Source organism: Neisseria sp. (genome assembly GCF_030530745.1).
Lineage (GTDB): Bacteria > Pseudomonadota > Gammaproteobacteria > Burkholderiales > Neisseriaceae > Neisseria.
Window position 1 is genome coordinate 1 of record NZ_JAUMUI010000016.1, and the last position, 17,951, is coordinate 17,951.

At 56.9% G+C, this 17,951-nt stretch carries 13 protein-coding genes and 1 pseudogene; 6 read left to right on the forward strand and 8 right to left on the reverse strand.

The features are described from left to right. On the reverse strand, positions 1 to 337 hold a 337-nt coding region (locus tag Q3970_RS07140; RefSeq protein ID WP_303099896.1), incomplete at its 3' end, for an epoxyqueuosine reductase QueH. A 151-nt stretch (positions 338 to 488) separates the two neighbouring features. On the opposite strand from Q3970_RS07140, the gene Q3970_RS07145 reads away from it, so the two are divergent. From Q3970_RS07145 to Q3970_RS07160, 4 genes are all read left to right on the forward strand, one after another. Then, complete coding sequence (locus Q3970_RS07145; RefSeq protein WP_303099897.1) at positions 489 to 1,466, forward strand: DNA polymerase III subunit delta'; 978 nt, start codon at positions 489 to 491, stop codon at positions 1,464 to 1,466. 26 nt (positions 1,467 to 1,492) lie between these two features. Continuing rightward, positions 1,493 to 1,852 (forward strand): PilZ domain-containing protein, encoded by a 360-nt coding sequence (locus Q3970_RS07150; RefSeq protein WP_303099898.1) that lies wholly within the window; start codon positions 1,493 to 1,495, stop codon positions 1,850 to 1,852. Between the two features lie 176 nt (positions 1,853 to 2,028). Then, the gene (gene dapE, locus Q3970_RS07155; protein WP_303099899.1) at positions 2,029 to 3,165 is read left to right on the forward strand and encodes a succinyl-diaminopimelate desuccinylase; all 1,137 of its coding nucleotides are present in this window, start codon (positions 2,029 to 2,031) and stop codon (positions 3,163 to 3,165) included. 66 nt (positions 3,166 to 3,231) lie between these two features. Then, positions 3,232 to 3,963 (forward strand): UDP-2,3-diacylglucosamine diphosphatase, encoded by a 732-nt coding sequence (locus tag Q3970_RS07160; RefSeq protein ID WP_303099900.1) that lies wholly within the window; start codon positions 3,232 to 3,234, stop codon positions 3,961 to 3,963. Between the two features lie 323 nt (positions 3,964 to 4,286). On the opposite strand, the gene Q3970_RS07165 is transcribed toward Q3970_RS07160, so the two are convergent. The 4 genes and pseudogenes from Q3970_RS07165 to msrAB form a co-directional block, all read right to left on the reverse strand. Beyond that, on the reverse strand, positions 4,287 to 4,598 hold the full coding sequence (locus Q3970_RS07165; RefSeq protein WP_303099901.1) for a YqjD family protein: 312 nt from the start codon (positions 4,596 to 4,598) through the stop codon (positions 4,287 to 4,289). Between the two features lie 251 nt (positions 4,599 to 4,849). Then, the gene (locus Q3970_RS07170; RefSeq protein ID WP_303099902.1) at positions 4,850 to 6,373 is read right to left on the reverse strand and encodes an acetyl-CoA hydrolase/transferase family protein; all 1,524 of its coding nucleotides are present in this window, start codon (positions 6,371 to 6,373) and stop codon (positions 4,850 to 4,852) included. 261 nt (positions 6,374 to 6,634) lie between these two features. Next, positions 6,635 to 7,411: an ADP-ribosylglycohydrolase family protein gene (locus Q3970_RS07175; RefSeq protein ID WP_303099903.1), complete on the reverse strand. Its 777-nt coding sequence runs from the start codon at positions 7,409 to 7,411 to the stop codon at positions 6,635 to 6,637. A gap of 34 nt (positions 7,412 to 7,445) precedes the next feature. Continuing rightward, positions 7,446 to 8,516 (reverse strand): annotated as a pseudogene (gene msrAB / locus Q3970_RS07180) (bifunctional peptide-methionine (S)-S-oxide reductase MsrA/peptide-methionine (R)-S-oxide reductase MsrB); the annotation flags it as partial. Positions 8,517 to 8,917: 401 nt separating this feature from the next. Here msrAB and Q3970_RS07185 point away from each other — a divergent pair. After that, positions 8,918 to 10,045: a M14-type cytosolic carboxypeptidase gene (locus Q3970_RS07185; RefSeq protein WP_303099904.1), complete on the forward strand. Its 1,128-nt coding sequence runs from the start codon at positions 8,918 to 8,920 to the stop codon at positions 10,043 to 10,045. 205 nt (positions 10,046 to 10,250) lie between these two features. Here the strand turns inward: Q3970_RS07185 and Q3970_RS07190 are convergent, their stop codons facing one another. Next, entirely contained in the window at positions 10,251 to 11,882 is a 1,632-nt protein-coding gene (locus Q3970_RS07190) for a CTP synthase (protein WP_303099905.1), read from the reverse strand. Positions 11,883 to 12,174: 292 nt separating this feature from the next. After that, positions 12,175 to 12,324, reverse strand: a complete 150-nt coding sequence (locus Q3970_RS07195) for a hypothetical protein (protein WP_303099906.1) — start codon at positions 12,322 to 12,324, stop codon at positions 12,175 to 12,177. Between the two features lie 318 nt (positions 12,325 to 12,642). Here Q3970_RS07195 and Q3970_RS07200 point away from each other — a divergent pair, with 318 nt between their 5' ends. Further along, entirely contained in the window at positions 12,643 to 15,105 is a 2,463-nt protein-coding gene (locus Q3970_RS07200; RefSeq protein ID WP_303099907.1) for a heavy metal translocating P-type ATPase, read from the forward strand. A 95-nt stretch (positions 15,106 to 15,200) separates the two neighbouring features. Here the strand turns inward: Q3970_RS07200 and infB are convergent, their stop codons facing one another. Next, positions 15,201 to 17,945, reverse strand: coding sequence for a translation initiation factor IF-2 (infB, locus tag Q3970_RS07205; RefSeq protein WP_303099908.1), 2,745 nt, complete (start codon positions 17,943 to 17,945; stop codon positions 15,201 to 15,203). Positions 17,946 to 17,951 lie beyond the last annotated feature (6 nt).

Here is a 17,951-nt window from a genome sequence, read left to right on the forward strand (position 1 = left end):
AACACATGGTGCAGCGGCGGCCGCGTTCGGGGTCCATTTCCATGCCTTTGGCGCGCTCGAACCAGTTGTCGACATCATAGTCGGCGTCGATAAAGGGAATATTGTGTTTTTTGGCAAAAGCGATGTTTTCGTTTTTGCGGATTTCGTATTCTTTTTTCGGGTGGATATTGGGGTTGTAGAAGAAAATGGTGTAGTCGATGCCGCTGGCGAGCATAGCTTCCATCACTTCGCCCGAGCAGGGGGCGCAGCAGGAATGCAGCAGCACTTTTTTGTGGCCGCCCGGCGGGGTGAGCACGGGGCGCTCGATGGGGGTTACTTCGGGTTTGTTGTCGTTCATGGTGTGTGGCCGTTGAAAGATTTTCAGACGGCCTCAATTAATCAGGCCGTCTGAAAAAAGGTTTTTGAATTCAGGCGTATTTTAGCAGAATCAAGGCCGTGTGAAACCTGTATAATGGCTGCTTTTCCAGCCGTTTTCTGCGCTTTTATTTATGATTTATCCGTGGCACCAAACCCAATGGCGGCAGCTTGCCGGACACCGCCGCAACCTGCCCAACGCTTGGCTGTTTACCGGCAGGCAGAACACCGGCAAAACCGCTTTTGCACGCCATACCGCCCAAGCCCTGCTGTGCGAGCGGCCTGATGCGGCGGGCGGCCCCTGCGGCGTTTGCCCCTCGTGCCATCTGTTCGCGCAAAACAGCCATCCCGATTTTTACGAACTCACGCCCGAAATTCCCGACGGCGAAGCGGTGGGGCGCAAGCTGTTGCAGATTAAAATCGACGCCGTGCGCGAAGTGGTCGACAACATCCACCTCACTTCCGTGCGCGGCGGGCGGCGCATCGTGCTGGTTCATCCGGCCGAAAGCATGAACCTCCAGGCCGCCAACGGCCTTTTGAAAGTATTGGAAGAGCCGCCCGAAAACGTGCTGTTTCTGCTGGTTACCCATGCGCGCGACAAACTGCTGCCCACCATCAAAAGCCGCTGCCGCCAAATGGTGCTGCCGCCGCCTTCGCACGAAGAAGCCTTGCAGTATCTGCGGCAGCAGGAAACCGACGATGCCGAAAACCTGCTGGCCTTTCACGGCGGCGCGCCCCTGTTCGAGCACCGGCCCGAACTCGACGGACTGCGCGAAGAACTGCTCGAACTTTTGGCCGCCCCGCGCCTGCTGGCGATACTCGACTACGCCGCCGGGTTCGACAAACACAAACAGCCGCTGGCCGTTTTTCTCGACTGGCTGCACAAATGGCTGATCGATGTGGGTTTGGCGCAACAGCATATGCCGCCGCTGTATTACCCGCAACACGCGCAGGCATCGGCGCAAACGGGCAGGCGCACATCCGGCGCGACCCTGTTTGCACTTGCAGGCCGTCTGAACCGCCTAAGCCCTTACGGATATCACACGCTGAGTGTTAAAATGCAGATCGAAAGTTTGCTGACCGAATATCTTGAGTTTTGGCAAAACAAATAACAACCGAACATTAAAAGGGAAAACCAATGACGAATGCCCCCAAAGACATACCCGGCCGCATGATGCGGCTGACACTGCGGGAAAAATCCGCACTTTATAACAGCTATATGCCGTTTCTCGAACACGGCGGCCTGTTCGTGCCCACCGACGATATTTTTTCACTGGGCGACGAAGTGCTGCTGGCTTTAGAGCTTGCCGACCACCCCGGCCAGAGATACCTGCGCACCAAAGTGGCGTGGATCAACCCTTCGCGCACATCGGTTAACCGCCCCAAGGGAGTGGGGCTGGCTTTCGGCGAAGACGAAATCTGCCAGCAGACCAAGATTCTGATCGAAGGCGAACTGGGCAGTGTGCTGCGCAGCGACAGGGTAACGTTTACCCTGTAAGCGCAGATTATCTTTGTGCCGGATGATGTTCAGACGGCCCGAGTCCGATTGGCGGATATTTCGGGCTGTCTGAACGCATTTTTTTTGCGCGGCTTTTTCACAACAAAGCATAGCGCGGTATTACTGCAGAAACACTGCCGGAGCAGGCCGTCTGAAAAAAACAAACAGGAAACCCCATGAAAGACACCGCATCGCTGAACCTTGCCAAACAACTGATTGCCCAAGTATCGGTTACGCCCGACGACAAAAACTGCCAGCGGATTCTGGCCGAACGCCTGCAAAAAATAGGTTTCACCGTTGAAGAAATGCACTTTGGCAACACCAAAAACATTTGGGCGCGGCGCGGCGGCAGTGCGCCCGTTTTGTGTTTTGCCGGCCATACCGACGTTGTGCCTGCGGGGGCGGAGGAGCTGTGGCACTCGCCGCCGTTCGAACCGACGGAGCGCGACGGCAGGCTGTTCGGGCGCGGTGCGGCCGATATGAAAACCAGCATAGCCTGCTTCGTTACCGCCTGCGAGCGTTTCGTGGCCGCTAACCCCGAGCATGCGGGCAGCATCGCGCTGCTGATTACGTCGGACGAAGAAGGCGACGCGTTCGACGGCACCACCAAAGTGGTGGATGCGCTCAAGGCGCGCGGTGAGCGGATAGATTATTGCATCGTGGGCGAACCCACCGCCGTGAACGTGTTGGGCGACACCATCAAAAACGGCCGGCGCGGTTCGCTTTCGGGCAATTTAACCGTAAAAGGCAAACAGGGGCATATCGCCTACCCGCATCTGGCGGTCAACCCCGTGCACACTTTCGCGCCCGCGCTGGCCGAGTTGGCCGCCACAGAGTGGGATGCGGGCAATGAATATTTCCCGCCCACCGGCTTTCAGATTTCCAATATCGACGGCGGCACGGGGGCAACCAATGTGATACCCGGTGCACTCAATGTGAAATTCAACTTCCGCTTTTCCACCGAATCCACCGAAGAAGGCTTGAAACAGCGGGTTCACGCCGTGCTCGACAAACACGGTGTGGATTACGGTTTGGAGTGGGCGTGTTCCGGCCAACCGTTCCTTACCGAAGCGGGCAGACTCACCGATACCGCCCGCCGCGCCATCGCAGAGGTGTGCGGCGTCGAAGCCGGGCTTTCCACCGGCGGCGGCACTTCAGACGGCCGCTTTATCAAGGCCGTTGCCGACGAACTGATCGAACTCGGTCCTTGCAATGCCACCATCCACCAGATAAACGAAAACGTGCTGTTGGAAGATATTCCCAAACTCTCGGCGGTGTATGAGCGCATGATGGCCGATTTGCTGTCAGCCTAAGCGGTTTTATCGAGCAGCGTAAATCCGTTATGATGCCGTCTGAAATAACCATATCAACGCCCAGCCATGCCGCAAACCCTGTTTATCGCCGATTTGCACCTGTCTGACGACACCCCCGCGCTCAACCGCCTGTTCCTGCAGTTTTTACAGGAACAGCAGGGCAGGGCGGACGCGCTGTATATACTCGGCGATCTGTTTGAAGTGTGGCTGGGCGACGATATTCTCAGCAACACCGCCGTTGAAGCAGCCGCCGCGTTAAAAGCATTCGGCCGCACCGCGCCGGTGTATTTTATCTGTGGCAACCGCGATTTTCTGATCGGTAAAAATTATGCCGAACGGGCGGGGATAACGCTGCTGCCCGACATCCGTGAAATCGAGCTTTACGGCACACATTATTTAATCAGCCACGGCGACGAAATGTGCACCGACGATGTGTCTTACCAACGTTTCCGCCGCATTATCCGCAACCCCTTGCTGCAAAAACTGCTGCTCGCCCTGCCGCAAAGCCGCCGCCGCAAAATCGCCGCCAAAATCCGCGCCGCCAGCAAAGGGAAAAAACAGGCGGTGGGGTATACGCCCGTTTCCGACGTAACCGGACAAGGCGTTCAAGCGGCCTTAAACGACCATCCGCAAACCGAGGCCCTTATCCACGGCCACACCCACCGGCCGGCGGTGCACGAACACGGTTTCAACGGCCGCACGGTGAAACGCTATGTGCTGCCCGATTGGTACGGCGGCAGCGGCGGCTATCTGAAGGTGTCGCCCGCAGGGGTGGAAATGGTGGTGCTGAAGGGGTGAATATTCTATATTTTCAATATAGTGGCTTGAATTTAAACCAGTACAGCATTGCCCCGCTTTGTCCTCTTTTAAATTTAAGCCACTATAGCGGATTAACACATCAATACAAGGCAGCAAGCCGCAGACAGTACAAATAGTACGGCAAGGCGCAGCAACGACGTATCGGAAGTTAAGTTAATCCGCTATATAATTGAATCCGCTATAGGGTATTGGAATATAAGAAAACTGCACCTTTCGTAAGTTGGGGACAACTTTCGGGGTGCAGTTTAAAAGTGTTTTCAGACGGCCTCCGGCTCTGCCTCAGCGTTAAATGTCGACAGCTCCTAGCGGCGGTTGAGCAATACGCCCACCACTAATCCGGCCAAGGCGGCGAAGCCCATGGCGTAGTAGGGTTTTTCCTGTACCAGTTCATCAGCCTGTTTTGCGGTATGTTTCACTTTGCGGGCGGCCTGCTCTTCGAAATCATACAGTTTGGTTTTGGCCGAGCTCAGTTTGTCTTGCAGTTTGGCTTTTAAGGCTTTGGCTTCTTCGCTGCCGCTTTCCACGCCGCTGTTGTATAACTCTTCCACATCGTTGAGCACGGAGCGGATTTCTTTCATCAATGCTTCTTTTTGCTGTTCAAAATCGTGTTTCATAAAATCTCCTTGCGGGTTTTGACTATAAGGTAAGGCTTCGGTATTGGCCGATATAAGGCTAAAGCATGTTTCAACACACAGGACGGCACATAAAGCGTCGCCCTACGTGTTGCCCTGATTGGGAATGGGTTACGTCCCTCCCCAATAAGCTCAAATTCTACCGCCATAAATAACGGGGTTTCAACCGCAAAGGAATTTTTGATGAAAAACCCTTGCACAAAATCTGCAAGGGTTTGCGGATGCAAATGAGGTTATTTGATGCGCATATCGCCGGTTTCGACGAAACGCTGGTGCCAAGAAAGGGCTTCCGGCAGCAGGTGCGGCGTGTGCAGGCCGCCTGCTGTTTCGGCACGGTCGAAATAATCGTTCAACTGGTCGCGGTATTCGGGGTGGGCACAGTTGTTGATAATCAGCTTCGCACGCTGGCGCGGTGATTTGCCGCGCAAATCGGCCATGCCCTGTTCGGTTACGATAAACATCACGTCGTGTTCGGTGTGGTCGTGGTGGGAAACCATCGGCACGATGCAGGAAATCGCACCGTCTTTGGCCACCGAGGGCGACACGAAGAACGAGAAGAAGGCGTTGCGGGTGAAGTCGCCGGAGCCGCCGATGCCGTTCATCATTTTGGTGCCCATCACGTGGGTGGAGTTCACGTTGCCGTAGATATCCGCTTCAATCATGGCGTTCATGCCGATAACGCCCAAGCGGCGGATAACCTCGGGGTTGTTGGTGTATTCCATCGGGCGCAAGATGATTTTGTCGCGCAGAAACTCGATGTTGTCGTTGAAACGTTGCAGCGCATCGGGGCTGAACGAGAGGGCGGTGGCGGAGGCCGATTTCATTTTACCGGCGATAATCAGGTCGAGCATACCGTCTTGCAGCACTTCGGTGTAGCCGGTTAAATCATCGAACGGTGCGTCTAACAGGCCGGCCAATACGGCGTTGGCCACATTGCCCACGCCCGATTGCAGCGGCAGCAGGTTTTTCGGCAGGCGGCCGGCTTTCACTTCGTGGGAGAAGAAGTCGATGATTTGCGCGGCGATGGCTTTAGAATTTTCATCGGGGTCGGCGAATTTGCTGTTGCGGTCGCCGCTGTTGGTGAGCACCACGGCCACGATTTTATTTAAATCGCATTCGAGATAGGGCGAGCCGATGCGGTCGAACGGGCCGGTAATCGGAATGGGTTTGCGGTGCGGCGGTACGCCGATGTCGTACACCACGTCGTGCATACCTTCCAGTTTGGCGTTTTGGGCAGCGTTTACTTCAATAATCACTTTTTTCGCTGCTTTCAGCGCTTCGTTACAGTGGCCGATGCCCATGGCGGGAATGATTTTTCCGTCGGCGGTGATGCCGGAGGCTTCGATGACGGCCATGTCGAAATCGCCGTAGAAGCCTTGGCGCATCTGCTGCTCAACGTGCGACAGGTGCATATCTTGATAGGCGATGTTGCCGGCGTTGATGCTGTTGCGGATGCCGGGGTCGGACTGGAAGGGGTTGCGGAAGCTTACACAATTGGCGGCAGCCAGCACGCCGTCGCATTCGGGGGCGGTGGAGGCACCGGTGATTATGCCGATGGCAAACGCTTCGCCGCGTGCGTGGGCGGCTTTGGCGCGTTCGGCAATGGCGGTGGGCAGCTCTTTGGGATAGCCCGCGCCGGTAAAGCCGCTGACAGCGACGGTCATGCCGTTGTGTACAAATTCGGCAGCTTGTTCGGCCGGCATGATTTTAGCGCGCAGGCCTTCGTGTTTTACGCGTTCTGATGCGTTGGCAGTCATGAGTGTCTCCTCTTGGGAATGGGAAACCGCTTTCCCCAAATTATTCGGGCGGTTCCGTTAAACGTTCAATAATGGTGTTCGGGAAAACGGCTGCCGTGTAGTAGGGTGTAGCCGTTCCATTCGGCAATATATAGTAAAGGTTTTGCGGTGTAAAGAAGGCGGCGGCCGTCGGGTTGCTGCGGTATGTTGCCAAACGTTGAAGTGTCCGGCGGTGCGCGGCCGGCCGGGGGGGTACCGTTTGATTGTGCGGCAGGGCAAGCTTTAATCTTCTGCGGAAACGGCCAGCAGCACGCTGCTGATGTCGGCAGGCAGAATGGCCAAAGCCTGTTTTACGATTTCGTGGGGAATTTCGCGGTAAAACGCTTCGGCGATGCTGCCGGCAATGGCGGCCAGCGTGTCGCTGTCGCCGCCGAGCGAAACGGCCAGGCGCACGGCGTGTTCGAAACTGCTGCTTTCCAAAAATGCGGTTAGCGCCTGCGGCACGCTGCCCGCGCAGCTTGCATCGAAGGTGTAGCCGGGGCGGATTTCGTCGCAGCTTCTATCCAAACCGTAACCGAACATTTTTTCGGTTTGCCGTTTGATAAAGGCTTTGCTGCGCCCCGTGCGTGCCCAGTAAACGGCAGCGGCCACGGCTTCGGCGCCTTTGGTGCCTTCGGGGTGGTTGTGAGTGATGACGGCGGAGGCGCGGGCGCAGGCAAGGGTTTCGGCCAGCGTGCCGAATGCCCAGCCCGCCGCCGATACGCGCATGGCAGAACCGTTGCCCCAGCTGCGGTAGGGTTGCGGATCGGGCTGCATAATCCAGCGTTGGAACGATGCGCCGTAGGCGCCGCGCGGTTCGGGATAGCGGCGGCACCATGCCTGCATCACGGCGGCCAGATCGGTGCGGCAGCCGCCGAGTACCCAGTCGGCCACGGCGGCAGTACAGACGGTGTCGTCGGTAAAACCGCTTTCGGGTGTGAAGAAAGTGAAGCGGGTACTTTTGCAGGGGGCGTGTTCGAAACGCGAACCTGCAATGTCGCCGATGGCTGCGCCTAACATGGTTCTGCCTTGTTTGTGCGGGTTTCAGACGGCCTTAACGCGTTTGCCCGGTTACGGCGGCTTTCAGACGGCTGTAGCCTTCTTCGTCCATTTTATCGAGCGGGATAAAGCGCAGGCTGGCGCCGTTGATGCAGTAGCGCAGGCCGCCTTTGGCCGGCGGACCGTCGGGGAAAACGTGGCCCAAATGCGAATCGGCGGCGGCGCTGCGCACTTCGGTGCGGCGCATGTTGTAGCTGAAATCGTTGTGTTCGGTAACGGATGAGGCGTTAATCGGGCGGGTGAAGCTCGGCCAGCCGCAGCCCGAATCGTATTTGTCGGCGGAACTGAACAGCGGTTCGCCGCTGACCACGTCGACATAAATGCCGGGCGCGGACAGGTGGTCGTATTCGTGGCTGAAGGCATATTCGGTGCCGTTTTGCTGGGTGATGCGGTATTGCTCGGCGGTGAGCCGTTTTTTCAGCTCGGCATCATTCGGTTTGCGGTAGGCGGCGGCATCGAAGCCTTTGCCGTTTTGCGGGGCGGTTTTGCCGGGCAGCGGTTCGTCGGCTTTGCGGATGTCGATGTGGCAGTAGCCGTCGGGGTTTTTAACCAGATAGTCTTGGTGGTATTCCTCGGCTTCGTAAAAATGTTTCAGCGGCAGGTTTTCCACCACTAAGGGTTGGGCGTATTTCTGCTGTTCCTGCTTCAGCGCGGCGGCAACCAAGGCCTGCTCGGCCGGGTCGGTGTGATACACGCCGGTGCGGTATTGCGTGCCGCGGTCGTTGCCCTGTTTGTTGAGGCTGGTGGGGTCGATAACGCGGAAAAAATATTGCAGGATATCGTTAAGGCTTAGTTTGCCGGTATCGTAAACCACGCGCACGGTTTCGGCGTGGCCGGTGTTGCGGCGCACCACGTCTTCATACGAAGGGTTTTCGGTGTTGCCGTTGGCGTAGCCGGAAACGGCGTCAACTACGCCGTCGATGCGTTGGAAATAGGCTTCCAAGCCCCAGAAGCAGCCGCCGGCAAGGTAAATGGTTTTGGTGTTCATCGCAGCAGGTTCCTTTTTCTGAGTGGGTGTGTAGAAGGTGTGTTTCAGACGGCCTATATCGGCTTCATGGTTTTCTATAGCAGTATTTTCCAACATACGGGCAGTTGCACGGAGGGCCTCCTGTTTTTTAAATGATTGGAGAAAAGCGGCCTGTTTCGGTATTTTAAGAGAACGTGATGCTGAAAACCATGCTTTTCCGTTATATGGCAAGCGTCGGAAACTCACACGGTTTGATGTAAAACTGACGGGAGGATGGATGCGGCTTGTGGTTTGGGGCTTGGCGAAATTCGCTCAGGCCGTCTGAATATTTTCAGACGGCCTGTTTTGCCTCTGATAAGACATTAAACGCCAAACGGTTTAAAATAACCGCTTCAGGCCTGTCTGACAAGCCTGAAGCGGCAGCAGGATTATTTGTACTGTCTGAGGCCCGCCGCTTTGTATTTGGCCTTAAACCGAATCAGTTATAAACAGGAATCCACATGAAAATCAGCACCCGGTTTGATGCCGGCGCCGTAACCGTAATCAATGCGGAAAACCCCGCCGATATCCGCCTGCAACTGCGCCCCGACAACGCCTCCGATTTCGCCCAATGGTTTTATTTCCGCCTACAGGGCGCGGCTTATCAGAATTGCGTGATGCACTTTGAAAACGCCGCTTCCGCCGCCTATCCCGCCGGTTGGGAAGAATATCAGGCCGTGGCTTCTTACGACCGCCAAAACTGGTTCCGCGTGCCCACCCGCTACGAAAACGGCGTGCTCACCATCGAGCACACGCCGCTGGCCAACAGCGTGTATTACGCCTATTTCGAGCCGTATTCCCATGAGCAGCACCTCAACCTGCTCGGCGACGCGCAAGGCAGCGGGTTGTGCCAGATAGATGACTTGGGCAGCACCGTGGAAGGCCGCGACATCAACCTGCTCACCATCGGCAATCAGGCTGCCAGCGATGTGAAAGTATGGATAACCGCCCGCCAGCACCCCGGCGAAACTATGGCCGAATGGTTCGTAGAAGGCCTGCTTTCGCGTCTGCTCGACCCGCAAGATCCCACCGCCCGCGCGCTGCTGGATCAGGCCACGTTCTATATCGTTCCCAATATGAACCCCGACGGTTCGGTGCACGGCAACCTGCGCACCAATGCCGCCGGTGCCGACCTCAACCGCGAATGGCAAAACCCGACCGTGGCGCGCAGCCCCGAAGTTTATTATGTGCGCGAAAAAATGCTCGAAACCGGCGTGGATTTGTTTTTAGACATCCACGGCGATGAAACCATCCCTTTCGTGTTTGTGGCGGGCACCGAAGGCGTGCCCTCGTATAACGGCCGTATCGCCGGATTGGAAACCCGCTTCAAAAACGCCTTCGCCGCCGCCAGCCCCGATTTCCAAGACGAACACGGCTACGCGCAAGACGCGCCCGGAGAGGCCAATATGGCCATGGCCGCCGCTTGGGTGGGTGAGCAGTTCAAATGCCCGGCCTACACGCTGGAGATGCCGTTTAAAGACAACGACAACCTTCCCGACGACGATTTCGGTTGGAACGGCCAACGCTCGCTGCGTTTGGGCGAAGCGGCGCTTTCCGCCATTTTGAGCGTGTTGCCGCAGCTGCGTTAAAAGAGGCCGGGCGGCGGAGCCGAAGACAGTACAGACAGTACGAAACCGGTTCTGTTACCGCTTCAGCGGCTTACAAAATCGTTCTCTCTGAGCTGAGGCGGGGCAACGCTGCACTGTTTTAAATTTAAGCCGCTATAAAATTATCAGGCCGTCTGAAAACCTGTTTTTCAGACGGCCTTGAAGTATTTTGCAAAGGTGTTTCAGCTTATCGGTTGTTTTTGTTTGCCAATGCCGCTTTGATATAGGCAGTAAACAGCGGGTGGCCTTTGCGCGGGGTGGAGGTGAATTCGGGGTGGAACTGGCAGGCGAAAAACCACGGGTGGCCGGGCAGCTCGATGGTCTCCACCAAGCGTTCGCGCCCTGCGGACACGCCGCCGATCACCAACCCCGCTTTTTCCAGCTCGGGCACGAAGTTGTTGTTCACTTCGTAGCGGTGGCGGTGGCGTTCTTTGATTTCGGTGCTGCCGTAGATTTTGGCAGCAAGGCTGCCGGGCTTCAATTCGACTTCCTGTGCGCCCAAACGCATGGTGCCGCCCAAATCGGCGTTTTCGTCGCGTTTTTCCACACTGCCGTCGGCGGTTTGCCACTCGTCGATCAGCGCCACGACGGGATACGGGGTTTTCAGATCGAACTCGGTGGAGTTGGCACCCTGCAGGCCGGCCACGTCGCGGGCGTATTCGATCAGTGCAATCTGCATACCGAGGCAGATGCCCAAATAGGGGACATTGTTTTCGCGCGCGTATTTGACGGCGGCGATTTTGCCTTCCACACCGCGCACGCCGAAACCGCCGGGCACGAGGACGGCATCCATATCGTGCAGGCAGCCGGTGCCTTCTTTTTCGATGGCTTCGCTGTCCACATAGGTAATCTGCACGTCGGTTTCGGTGTGGATGCCGGCGTGTTTCAGGGCTTCGGTCAGCGATTTGTAGGATTCGGTCAAATCCACATATTTGCCGACCATGGCGATTTTAGCGGTGTGTTTGGGGTTTTTGATGGCGTAAACGATTTTTTTCCATTCGGTCAAATCGGCCTGCTGCACGTTGAGCTGCAACTGCTCGCAAATAATGTTGTCGATGCCCTGGTTGTGCAGCATTTCGGGGATTTCGTAGATGCTGTCGGCATCGTAGCTGCCCGCCACCGCGCGCTCTTCCACATTGCAGAACAGGGCGATTTTGCGCTTTTCTTCTTCGGGCAGAATGCGGTCCATGCGGCAGATCAACACGTCGGGCTGGATGCCGATTTCGCGCAATTCTTTCACCGAGTGTTGGGTGGGTTTGGTTTTGATTTCGCCGGCGGCGGCGATATAGGGCACATAACTCAGGTGCACGTATAAGGTGTTGTTGCGGCCGAGCTGGCTGCGCATCTGGCGGATGGCTTCCAGAAAAGGCAGCGATTCGATGTCGCCCACGGTGCCGCCGATTTCGACGATGGCCACATCGTGCCCCGCCGCGCCTTCGTGGATTTTACGTTTGATTTCGTCGGTGATGTGGGGGATAACCTGCACGGTGCCGCCCAAATAGTCGCCGCGGCGTTCTTTGGCGATCACCTGTTCGTAAACCTGGCCTGCGCTGAAGCTGTTGCGGCGCAGCATGGTGGAATTGATAAAGCGTTCGTAGTGGCCCAAATCGAGGTCGGTTTCGGCGCCGTCTTCGGTAACGAACACTTCGCCGTGCTGGAACGGGCTCATGGTGCCGGGATCGACGTTGATATAGGGATCGAGTTTGAGCATGGTAACGTTCAAACCGCGCGATTCGAGAATGGTGGCAATAGAAGCGGCGGCGATACCTTTACCTAATGAAGATACGACGCCGCCGGTTACGAAAATAAACTTGGTCATGATTTTTACCGCTCGTTTCGAATGCGCGATTTTACCTTGAAAGAAGGGCGTTTTCAATAAGGCGCAGGCCGTCTGAAAACCTTTCAGACGGCCTGTTTGGAAATCGGGCGGGGCAGTGCGGCAATGCAGCCGTTATGCGCGGGTCGGGTATGCCTGACGGCTGTATTTTTATCCCGATACCCTTGCACAACCTCCGGATGCGGATGCAGTTCAAGGCGCAGTAGCGCAGCGGGCAACGCAGAAATGCGCGGCAGATGGGGATTTTGCGAAAGCTTCCGTCCTGTGTTGCCGTTTAAACGGCGGTATGTTGTGTGTGTGTTTGGGTGGTTTTTTTCTTGTTTGAAAACAGGCTGTCGTAAACAGCCCAAGCCGCAAGGCCGGTGTAGCCGAGCATGGACAGCACGCCGATAACGGCAAAAATGGGCATCAGGCGGTCAATCATGGGTATCTCCGGGTAAAGAAACGTTTGGATATGTATTGATTTATGATCTTGCTTTTTTTGGGGCTGCTTGCGCAGCCTGTTTTTTATTTTCAGTCAATATTTTTAAATATTAAAATTTTGTTGTCAATTTATATGACAATAAATTGATATTTTTAGAGAATAGTGTTGTAAATTTATGTAATCAATAGTTTGGAATCGATAACGTTGTTGGCCGGACGATGGGAACAAAACATGCAGCGGGCAGCGGAAAGTCCGAGGCCGTCTGAAAGGGCGGCGTGTCGTTGCCCGTGCCAAGCGCTGCGCGTACAATTCCGGCCTATGAAAAAAACATGCTTCCATTGCGGGCTGGATGTGCCCGACAACATTTCTTTAACCGTGGTTTACGAAAACGAACCGCGCGACACCTGTTGTGCGGGCTGTCAGGCCGTGGCGCAGGGGATTATTGATGCGGGGCTGGGCAATTACTACAAACAGCGCACGGCCGATGCCGAAAAAGCGGCGCTGCCGCCGCAGGAAATTCTCGACCGCCTGAAACTTTATGATCTGCCGGAAGTGCAGGCCGGTTTTGTGGAGGCGGGAACGGGCGAAGAGCGCGAGGCGGTGCTGATGCTGGAGGGTATCACCTGCGCCGCCTGCGTGTGGCTGATCGAGCAGCAGCTTCTGCGCACGGCGGGGGTGTTGCGGGCTGATCTGAATTACAGCACCCGCCGCGTGCGCGTGTTGTGGGACAACAGCCGCGTGCTGCTTTCCGATATTCTGCTGCGCATTCAGAAAAGCGGTTACAGCGCTGCTCCTTACGATGCCCATAAAATGGAAGAGCAGGTGCAGGCCGAACGCAAGCAGTTGCTGATACGTTTGGCGGTGGCGGGTTTGTCGATGATGCAGACAATGATGTTCGCCGTGCCCGAATATCTTTACGGCAATGAAATCGAGCCGGTTTATTTGGGCGTTTTGCATTGGGGCGCGTTTTTGATGGTGCTGCCGGCGATGTTTTATTCGGCGGTGCCGTTTTACTGCGGCCTATGGCGCGACCTCAAAAACCGCCGCACCGGCATGGATACGCCGGTGGCGGTGGCTCTGATTCTGACGTTTTCGGCCGGCGTGTACAGCCTGCTCAGCGGGGCGGGGCAGGGCATGTATTTCGAATCGATTGCCATGTTTGTGTTTTTTCTGCTCGGCGGCCGCTATATGGAGCAGATCGCAAGGCGCAAGGCGGGGGATGCGGCCGAGCGGCTGGTGAAGCTGGTGCCTGCGTTCTGCCATAAGCTGAGCGGTTATCCCGACAACGAAACGGCCGAAGAGGCGGCGGTGGTACAGCTGCGCCCGGGCGACGTGGTAGCGGTGTATCCCGGCGAAGTGATTCCGGTAGACGGTACGGTGCTGGCCGGTGAGAGCGAGGTAAACGAAGCCATGCTCACCGGCGAGAGCCTTCCCCTGCCCAAACAGGCGGGCTCGGCAGTGGTGGCGGGCACGCTCAACACGTCCGGCCCGCTGGTTGTCCGCACCGATCAAGTGGGCGGCGGCACGCGGCTGGCGCATATTGCGAAACTGCTCGACCGCGCTTTGGCGCAAAAACCGCGTTTGGCCGAGCTGGCCGATAAATATGCCTCATCGTTTATTTTGACCCTGCTGGTTATGGCCGTGCCGGTTTTTGTGGGGTGGACGATATACGCCGGCCCCATGCAGGCGTTGTGGATTACCGTGTCGCTCTTGGTGATTACCTGCCCGTGCGCGCTTTCGCTGGCTACGCCCACCGCGCTGGCCGCTTCCACAGGCGTGCTGGCTTCAGACGGCATCTTGATCAGCGGCAGCGGCAGTTTGGAAACTCTGGCTCAGATTGACGATGTGGTGTTCGACAAAACCGGCACGTTAACCCGAGGCACTTTGTCGGTTATCGAGGCGCGCCCGTTAGGCCGTCTGAACAGCCGCCTGGCCGCTGCCGTTGCCGGTGTGCTGGAAGCACAGTCGGAACACCCTGTGGCCAAAGCCATTCTGGATTATGCCGAACGTTCGGGCGCCGAAGGGCAGCACGAAATCCGTGCCGGACAGCGCACCAACCATGTGGGCAGCGGCGTGAGCGCACGGCTCACGGTAAACGGCGAAACGCAAATCTGGGCGTTGGGCAAGGCGGATTTTGTGGCGGGCATATCCGGCAAGCTGCCCGAAGCGGGCATGATCGAGCACGGCGGCGGTTTGGTTTACCTCGGCAACCAACAAGGTTTTCAGACGGCCTTTCTGATGGCCGACGAAACCAAAGCAGGCATTGCCGATATGCTGGCCGAACTTAAAGCGCAGGGTGTGCGGCTGCACCTGCTCAGCGGCGACCGCAGCCCCGCCGTAGAAAACCTTGCCCGCAGTTTGGGTTTGGACAGCTACCGCGCGGAAGCCTCGCCCGAAGACAAACTGGCCTATGTGGAAACCCTGCAGCGGCAGCAGCGCAAAGTGCTGATGGTGGGCGACGGCATCAACGATGCCCCCGTGCTGGCGCAGGCCGACGTTTCCGTGGCCGTATCGGGTGGTGCCGACGTTGCCCGCGAAGGGGCTGATGTGATACTGCTGAACGAAGATATGCGCGTGTTGCCGAAAACCATACGGCAGGCACGCCGCACCCGTTTGGTTATCCGCCAAAACCTGGTTTGGGCCAGCGTTTACAATCTGATTGTGGTGCCCTTGGCCGTGTGCGGTTACGTTACCCCGTGGGTGGCCGCACTGGGCATGAGCCTGAGTTCGCTGGTGGTGGTGGCGAACGCTTTAAGGCTGTTGAAAAAAGAGGCCGTCTGAAAAAACTGAGCTGTCCCCCCAAAAGTTGGACACCCGCCAACTTTTGGGGGGACAGCTCAGTTTTTTCAGACGGCCTTTGTCCTTATCGGGCAGCTTTACAACGAACGTGCCACTTCAACGATTTCAAACACTTCCAGCGTATCGCCTTCCATGATTTCGTTATAGTTTTTCAGCATCAGGCCGCATTCGTAGCCCATGCGCACTTCTTTAACGTCGTCTTTGAAGCGTTTGAGCGAAGCAAGCTCGCCGGTGTGGATAACCACGTTGTTGCGGATGAGGCGGACATGGGCGTCGCGCTTCACGATACCGTCGGTAACCATACAGCCGGCAATATTGCCTACTTTCGACACGCTGATAACCTGACGGATTTCCACCGAGCCGATAACCTGCTCTTTCTGCTCCGGTGCAAGCATGCCGCTCATAGCGGCTTTTACGTCGTCGATGGCATCGTAAATGATGTTGTAGTAGCGGATTTCCACGTTTTCGGTTTCGGCGAGTTTGCGGGCGGAGCCGTCGGCGCGCACGTTAAAGCCGATGATGAATGCTCCCGAAGCAATCGCCAGGTTGACGTCGCTCTCGGTGATGCCGCCCACGCCGCTGTGCAGCACGTTGACTTTCACCTCGTCGGTAGAAAGTTTTTTCAGGCTGCCCGACAAGGCTTCGTAAGAACCCTGAACGTCGGCCTTGATAATCACCGACAGAGATTGCGCCTGTCCCTCGCCCATATTGCTGAACATGTTTTCCAGCTTGGCCGCCTGTTGTTTGGCCAAACGCACGTCGCGGTATTTGCCTTGGCGGAATAGGGCGATTTCGCGGGCTTTTTTCTCGTCTGCCAGCACCATCGCATCTTCGCCGGCATTGGGTACGTCCGACAAACCCAGAATTTCCACAGGAATAGACGGGCCGGCCTCATCGATTGATTTGCCGTTTTCGTCCAGCATCGCGCGCACTTTGCCGAAAGCAGTACCGGCCAAAAGCATATCGCCTTTTTTCAATGTGCCGCTTTGTACCAGCAGTGTGGCAACGGTGCCGCGGCCTTTGTCGAGACGGGCTTCGACGATAATTCCTTTGGCGGGTGCATCAACAGGTGCGGTCAGTTCCAATACTTCGGCCTCGAGCAGCACCGCCTCAAGCAAGGCGTCAATGTTGATACCCTGTTTTGCCGATACATCAACAAACTGGGTATCGCCGCCCCATTCGTCGGGTACTACCTCGTGCGCGGTCAGTTCTTGGCGGATGCGCTCGGGGTTGGCGGCTTCTTTGTCGATTTTGTTTACGGCCACCACCATCGGTACGCCTGCCGCTTTGGCGTGGGCGATGGCTTCGATGGTTTGCGGCATTACGCCGTCATCGGCAGCCACCACCAGAATCACGATATCGGTGGCTTTGGCACCGCGTGCGCGCATGGCGGTAAACGCTTCGTGGCCGGGCGTATCGAGGAAGGTGATCACGCCGCGCGGGGTTCCTACATGGTAAGCCCCGATATGCTGGGTAATGCCGCCCGCTTCTCCCTGTACCACTTTGGCGCGGCGGATATAATCGAGCAGCGAGGTTTTGCCGTGGTCGACGTGCCCCATTACCGTTACCACCGGCGGGCGCGGCAGCTGTTCGGCTTCTGCATGTACGGCTCCGTCGTCTAAAAATGCTTCGGGATCGTCGGCAGCGGCGGGCTTGCCTATGTGGCCGAGTTCTTCCACCACAATCAGCGCGGTATCTTGGTCGATGGATTGGTTGATGGTTACCATCATGCCCATCTTCATCAGAGCCTTCACCACTTCTACGCCTTTTACTGCCATTTTGTGTGCCAAATCGGCCACGGTAATGGTTTCAGGTACCAATACTTCATACACCACAGGTTCGGTCGGTGCTTGGAAAGCGTGCTGGTTGGGTTCGAGTTTGAGTTGTTTTTTGCCTTTTTTACCGCCGCGCACACGATCTTCCCGGCCGGTATTTTGGTTGCGGCCTTTGCCGGCTTTACCGCCGCGCGGGCGGTTGTCGGCATCGTCCCTGCTGTGGCGTTCGTCTTTTTTCGAACGTACCGGAGATTCGGATTTACCCGGCGACACGGTTGAAAGCGGAGCCTTTTCAGACGGCTTGGCAGAACGCTGTTCGGCCGCTTTTCCTTCTTTGGCTGCTTTCGCGTCCTGCTGTGCCTGCAGTTTGGCCGCTTCCCGGCGGGCCTGGCGCTCCTGCTTTTCTTTCAACAGTGCTTCCTGATGGGCACGCATGGCGGCGGCACGGCGGGCTTCTTCGTCGCGCTGCGCCTGCTCTTCCGCACTGATTACCGGGCGGGTTGCCGCAGGCTGCTGTTTTGGCTCTTTGCTTTTGCCTTCTGCTGCTTTTTCTTTTTCGGTTTCGGCTGTTTGAACCGCTTTTTCTTCCTGTTTGGCCTGTTGTGCAGCCCGCTCTTCCTGTTCGGCCTGCAGGCGTGCAGCTTCGGCCGCCGCTTTTTCGGCCTCGGCACGTTCTGCCGCTTCCCGTTCGGCCTGTGCGGCTTCTTCGGCCGCCATCTGCTCCCGTGCCACCTGCTCTGCTTTGGCCCTTGCCTCGGCCGCCAAGTCTTCGGATGGCGGAATCACCACTTTGCGGCTGCGGCGGCGGGTTTCCACCTGCACCCCGCCTACGGTGCTGACTTCGGCTTTTTTACGGCTGATGCTGATGGTGCCGCTGTCGCTGCCGTGCGATTTTTTCAGGTAGGCCAGCAACTGTTGTTTGTCGTCGGAAGTGATGCTGTCGCTGCCGCTGCTTTTGTTCACGCCGGCGCTGGCAAGCTGCTTCAGCAAGTCTTCCACGGGTTTTTTAAGTTCGGCGGCAAATTGTTCTACGGTTGTGTTACTCATACTTCA

Excerpts from the sequence above, each read along its gene's own strand:
- Q3970_RS07145 (WP_303099897.1), top strand. The coding sequence starts at position 489 with ATGATTTATCCGTGGCACCAAACCCAATGGCGGCAGCTTGCCGGACAC.
- Q3970_RS07150 (WP_303099898.1), top strand. The coding sequence starts at position 1,493 with ATGACGAATGCCCCCAAAGACATACCCGGCCGCATGATGCGGCTGACA.
- dapE (WP_303099899.1), top strand. The coding sequence starts at position 2,029 with ATGAAAGACACCGCATCGCTGAACCTTGCCAAACAACTGATTGCCCAA.
- Q3970_RS07160 (WP_303099900.1), top strand. The coding sequence starts at position 3,232 with ATGCCGCAAACCCTGTTTATCGCCGATTTGCACCTGTCTGACGACACC.
- Q3970_RS07165 (WP_303099901.1), bottom strand. The coding sequence starts at position 4,598 with ATGAAACACGATTTTGAACAGCAAAAAGAAGCATTGATGAAAGAAATC.
- Q3970_RS07170 (WP_303099902.1), bottom strand. The coding sequence starts at position 6,373 with ATGACTGCCAACGCATCAGAACGCGTAAAACACGAAGGCCTGCGCGCT.
- Q3970_RS07175 (WP_303099903.1), bottom strand. The coding sequence starts at position 7,411 with ATGTTAGGCGCAGCCATCGGCGACATTGCAGGTTCGCGTTTCGAACAC.
- Q3970_RS07185 (WP_303099904.1), top strand. The coding sequence starts at position 8,918 with ATGAAAATCAGCACCCGGTTTGATGCCGGCGCCGTAACCGTAATCAAT.
- Q3970_RS07190 (WP_303099905.1), bottom strand. The coding sequence starts at position 11,882 with ATGACCAAGTTTATTTTCGTAACCGGCGGCGTCGTATCTTCATTAGGT.
- Q3970_RS07195 (WP_303099906.1), bottom strand. The coding sequence starts at position 12,324 with ATGATTGACCGCCTGATGCCCATTTTTGCCGTTATCGGCGTGCTGTCC.
- Q3970_RS07200 (WP_303099907.1), top strand. The coding sequence starts at position 12,643 with ATGAAAAAAACATGCTTCCATTGCGGGCTGGATGTGCCCGACAACATT.
- infB (WP_303099908.1), bottom strand. The coding sequence starts at position 17,945 with ATGAGTAACACAACCGTAGAACAATTTGCCGCCGAACTTAAAAAACCC.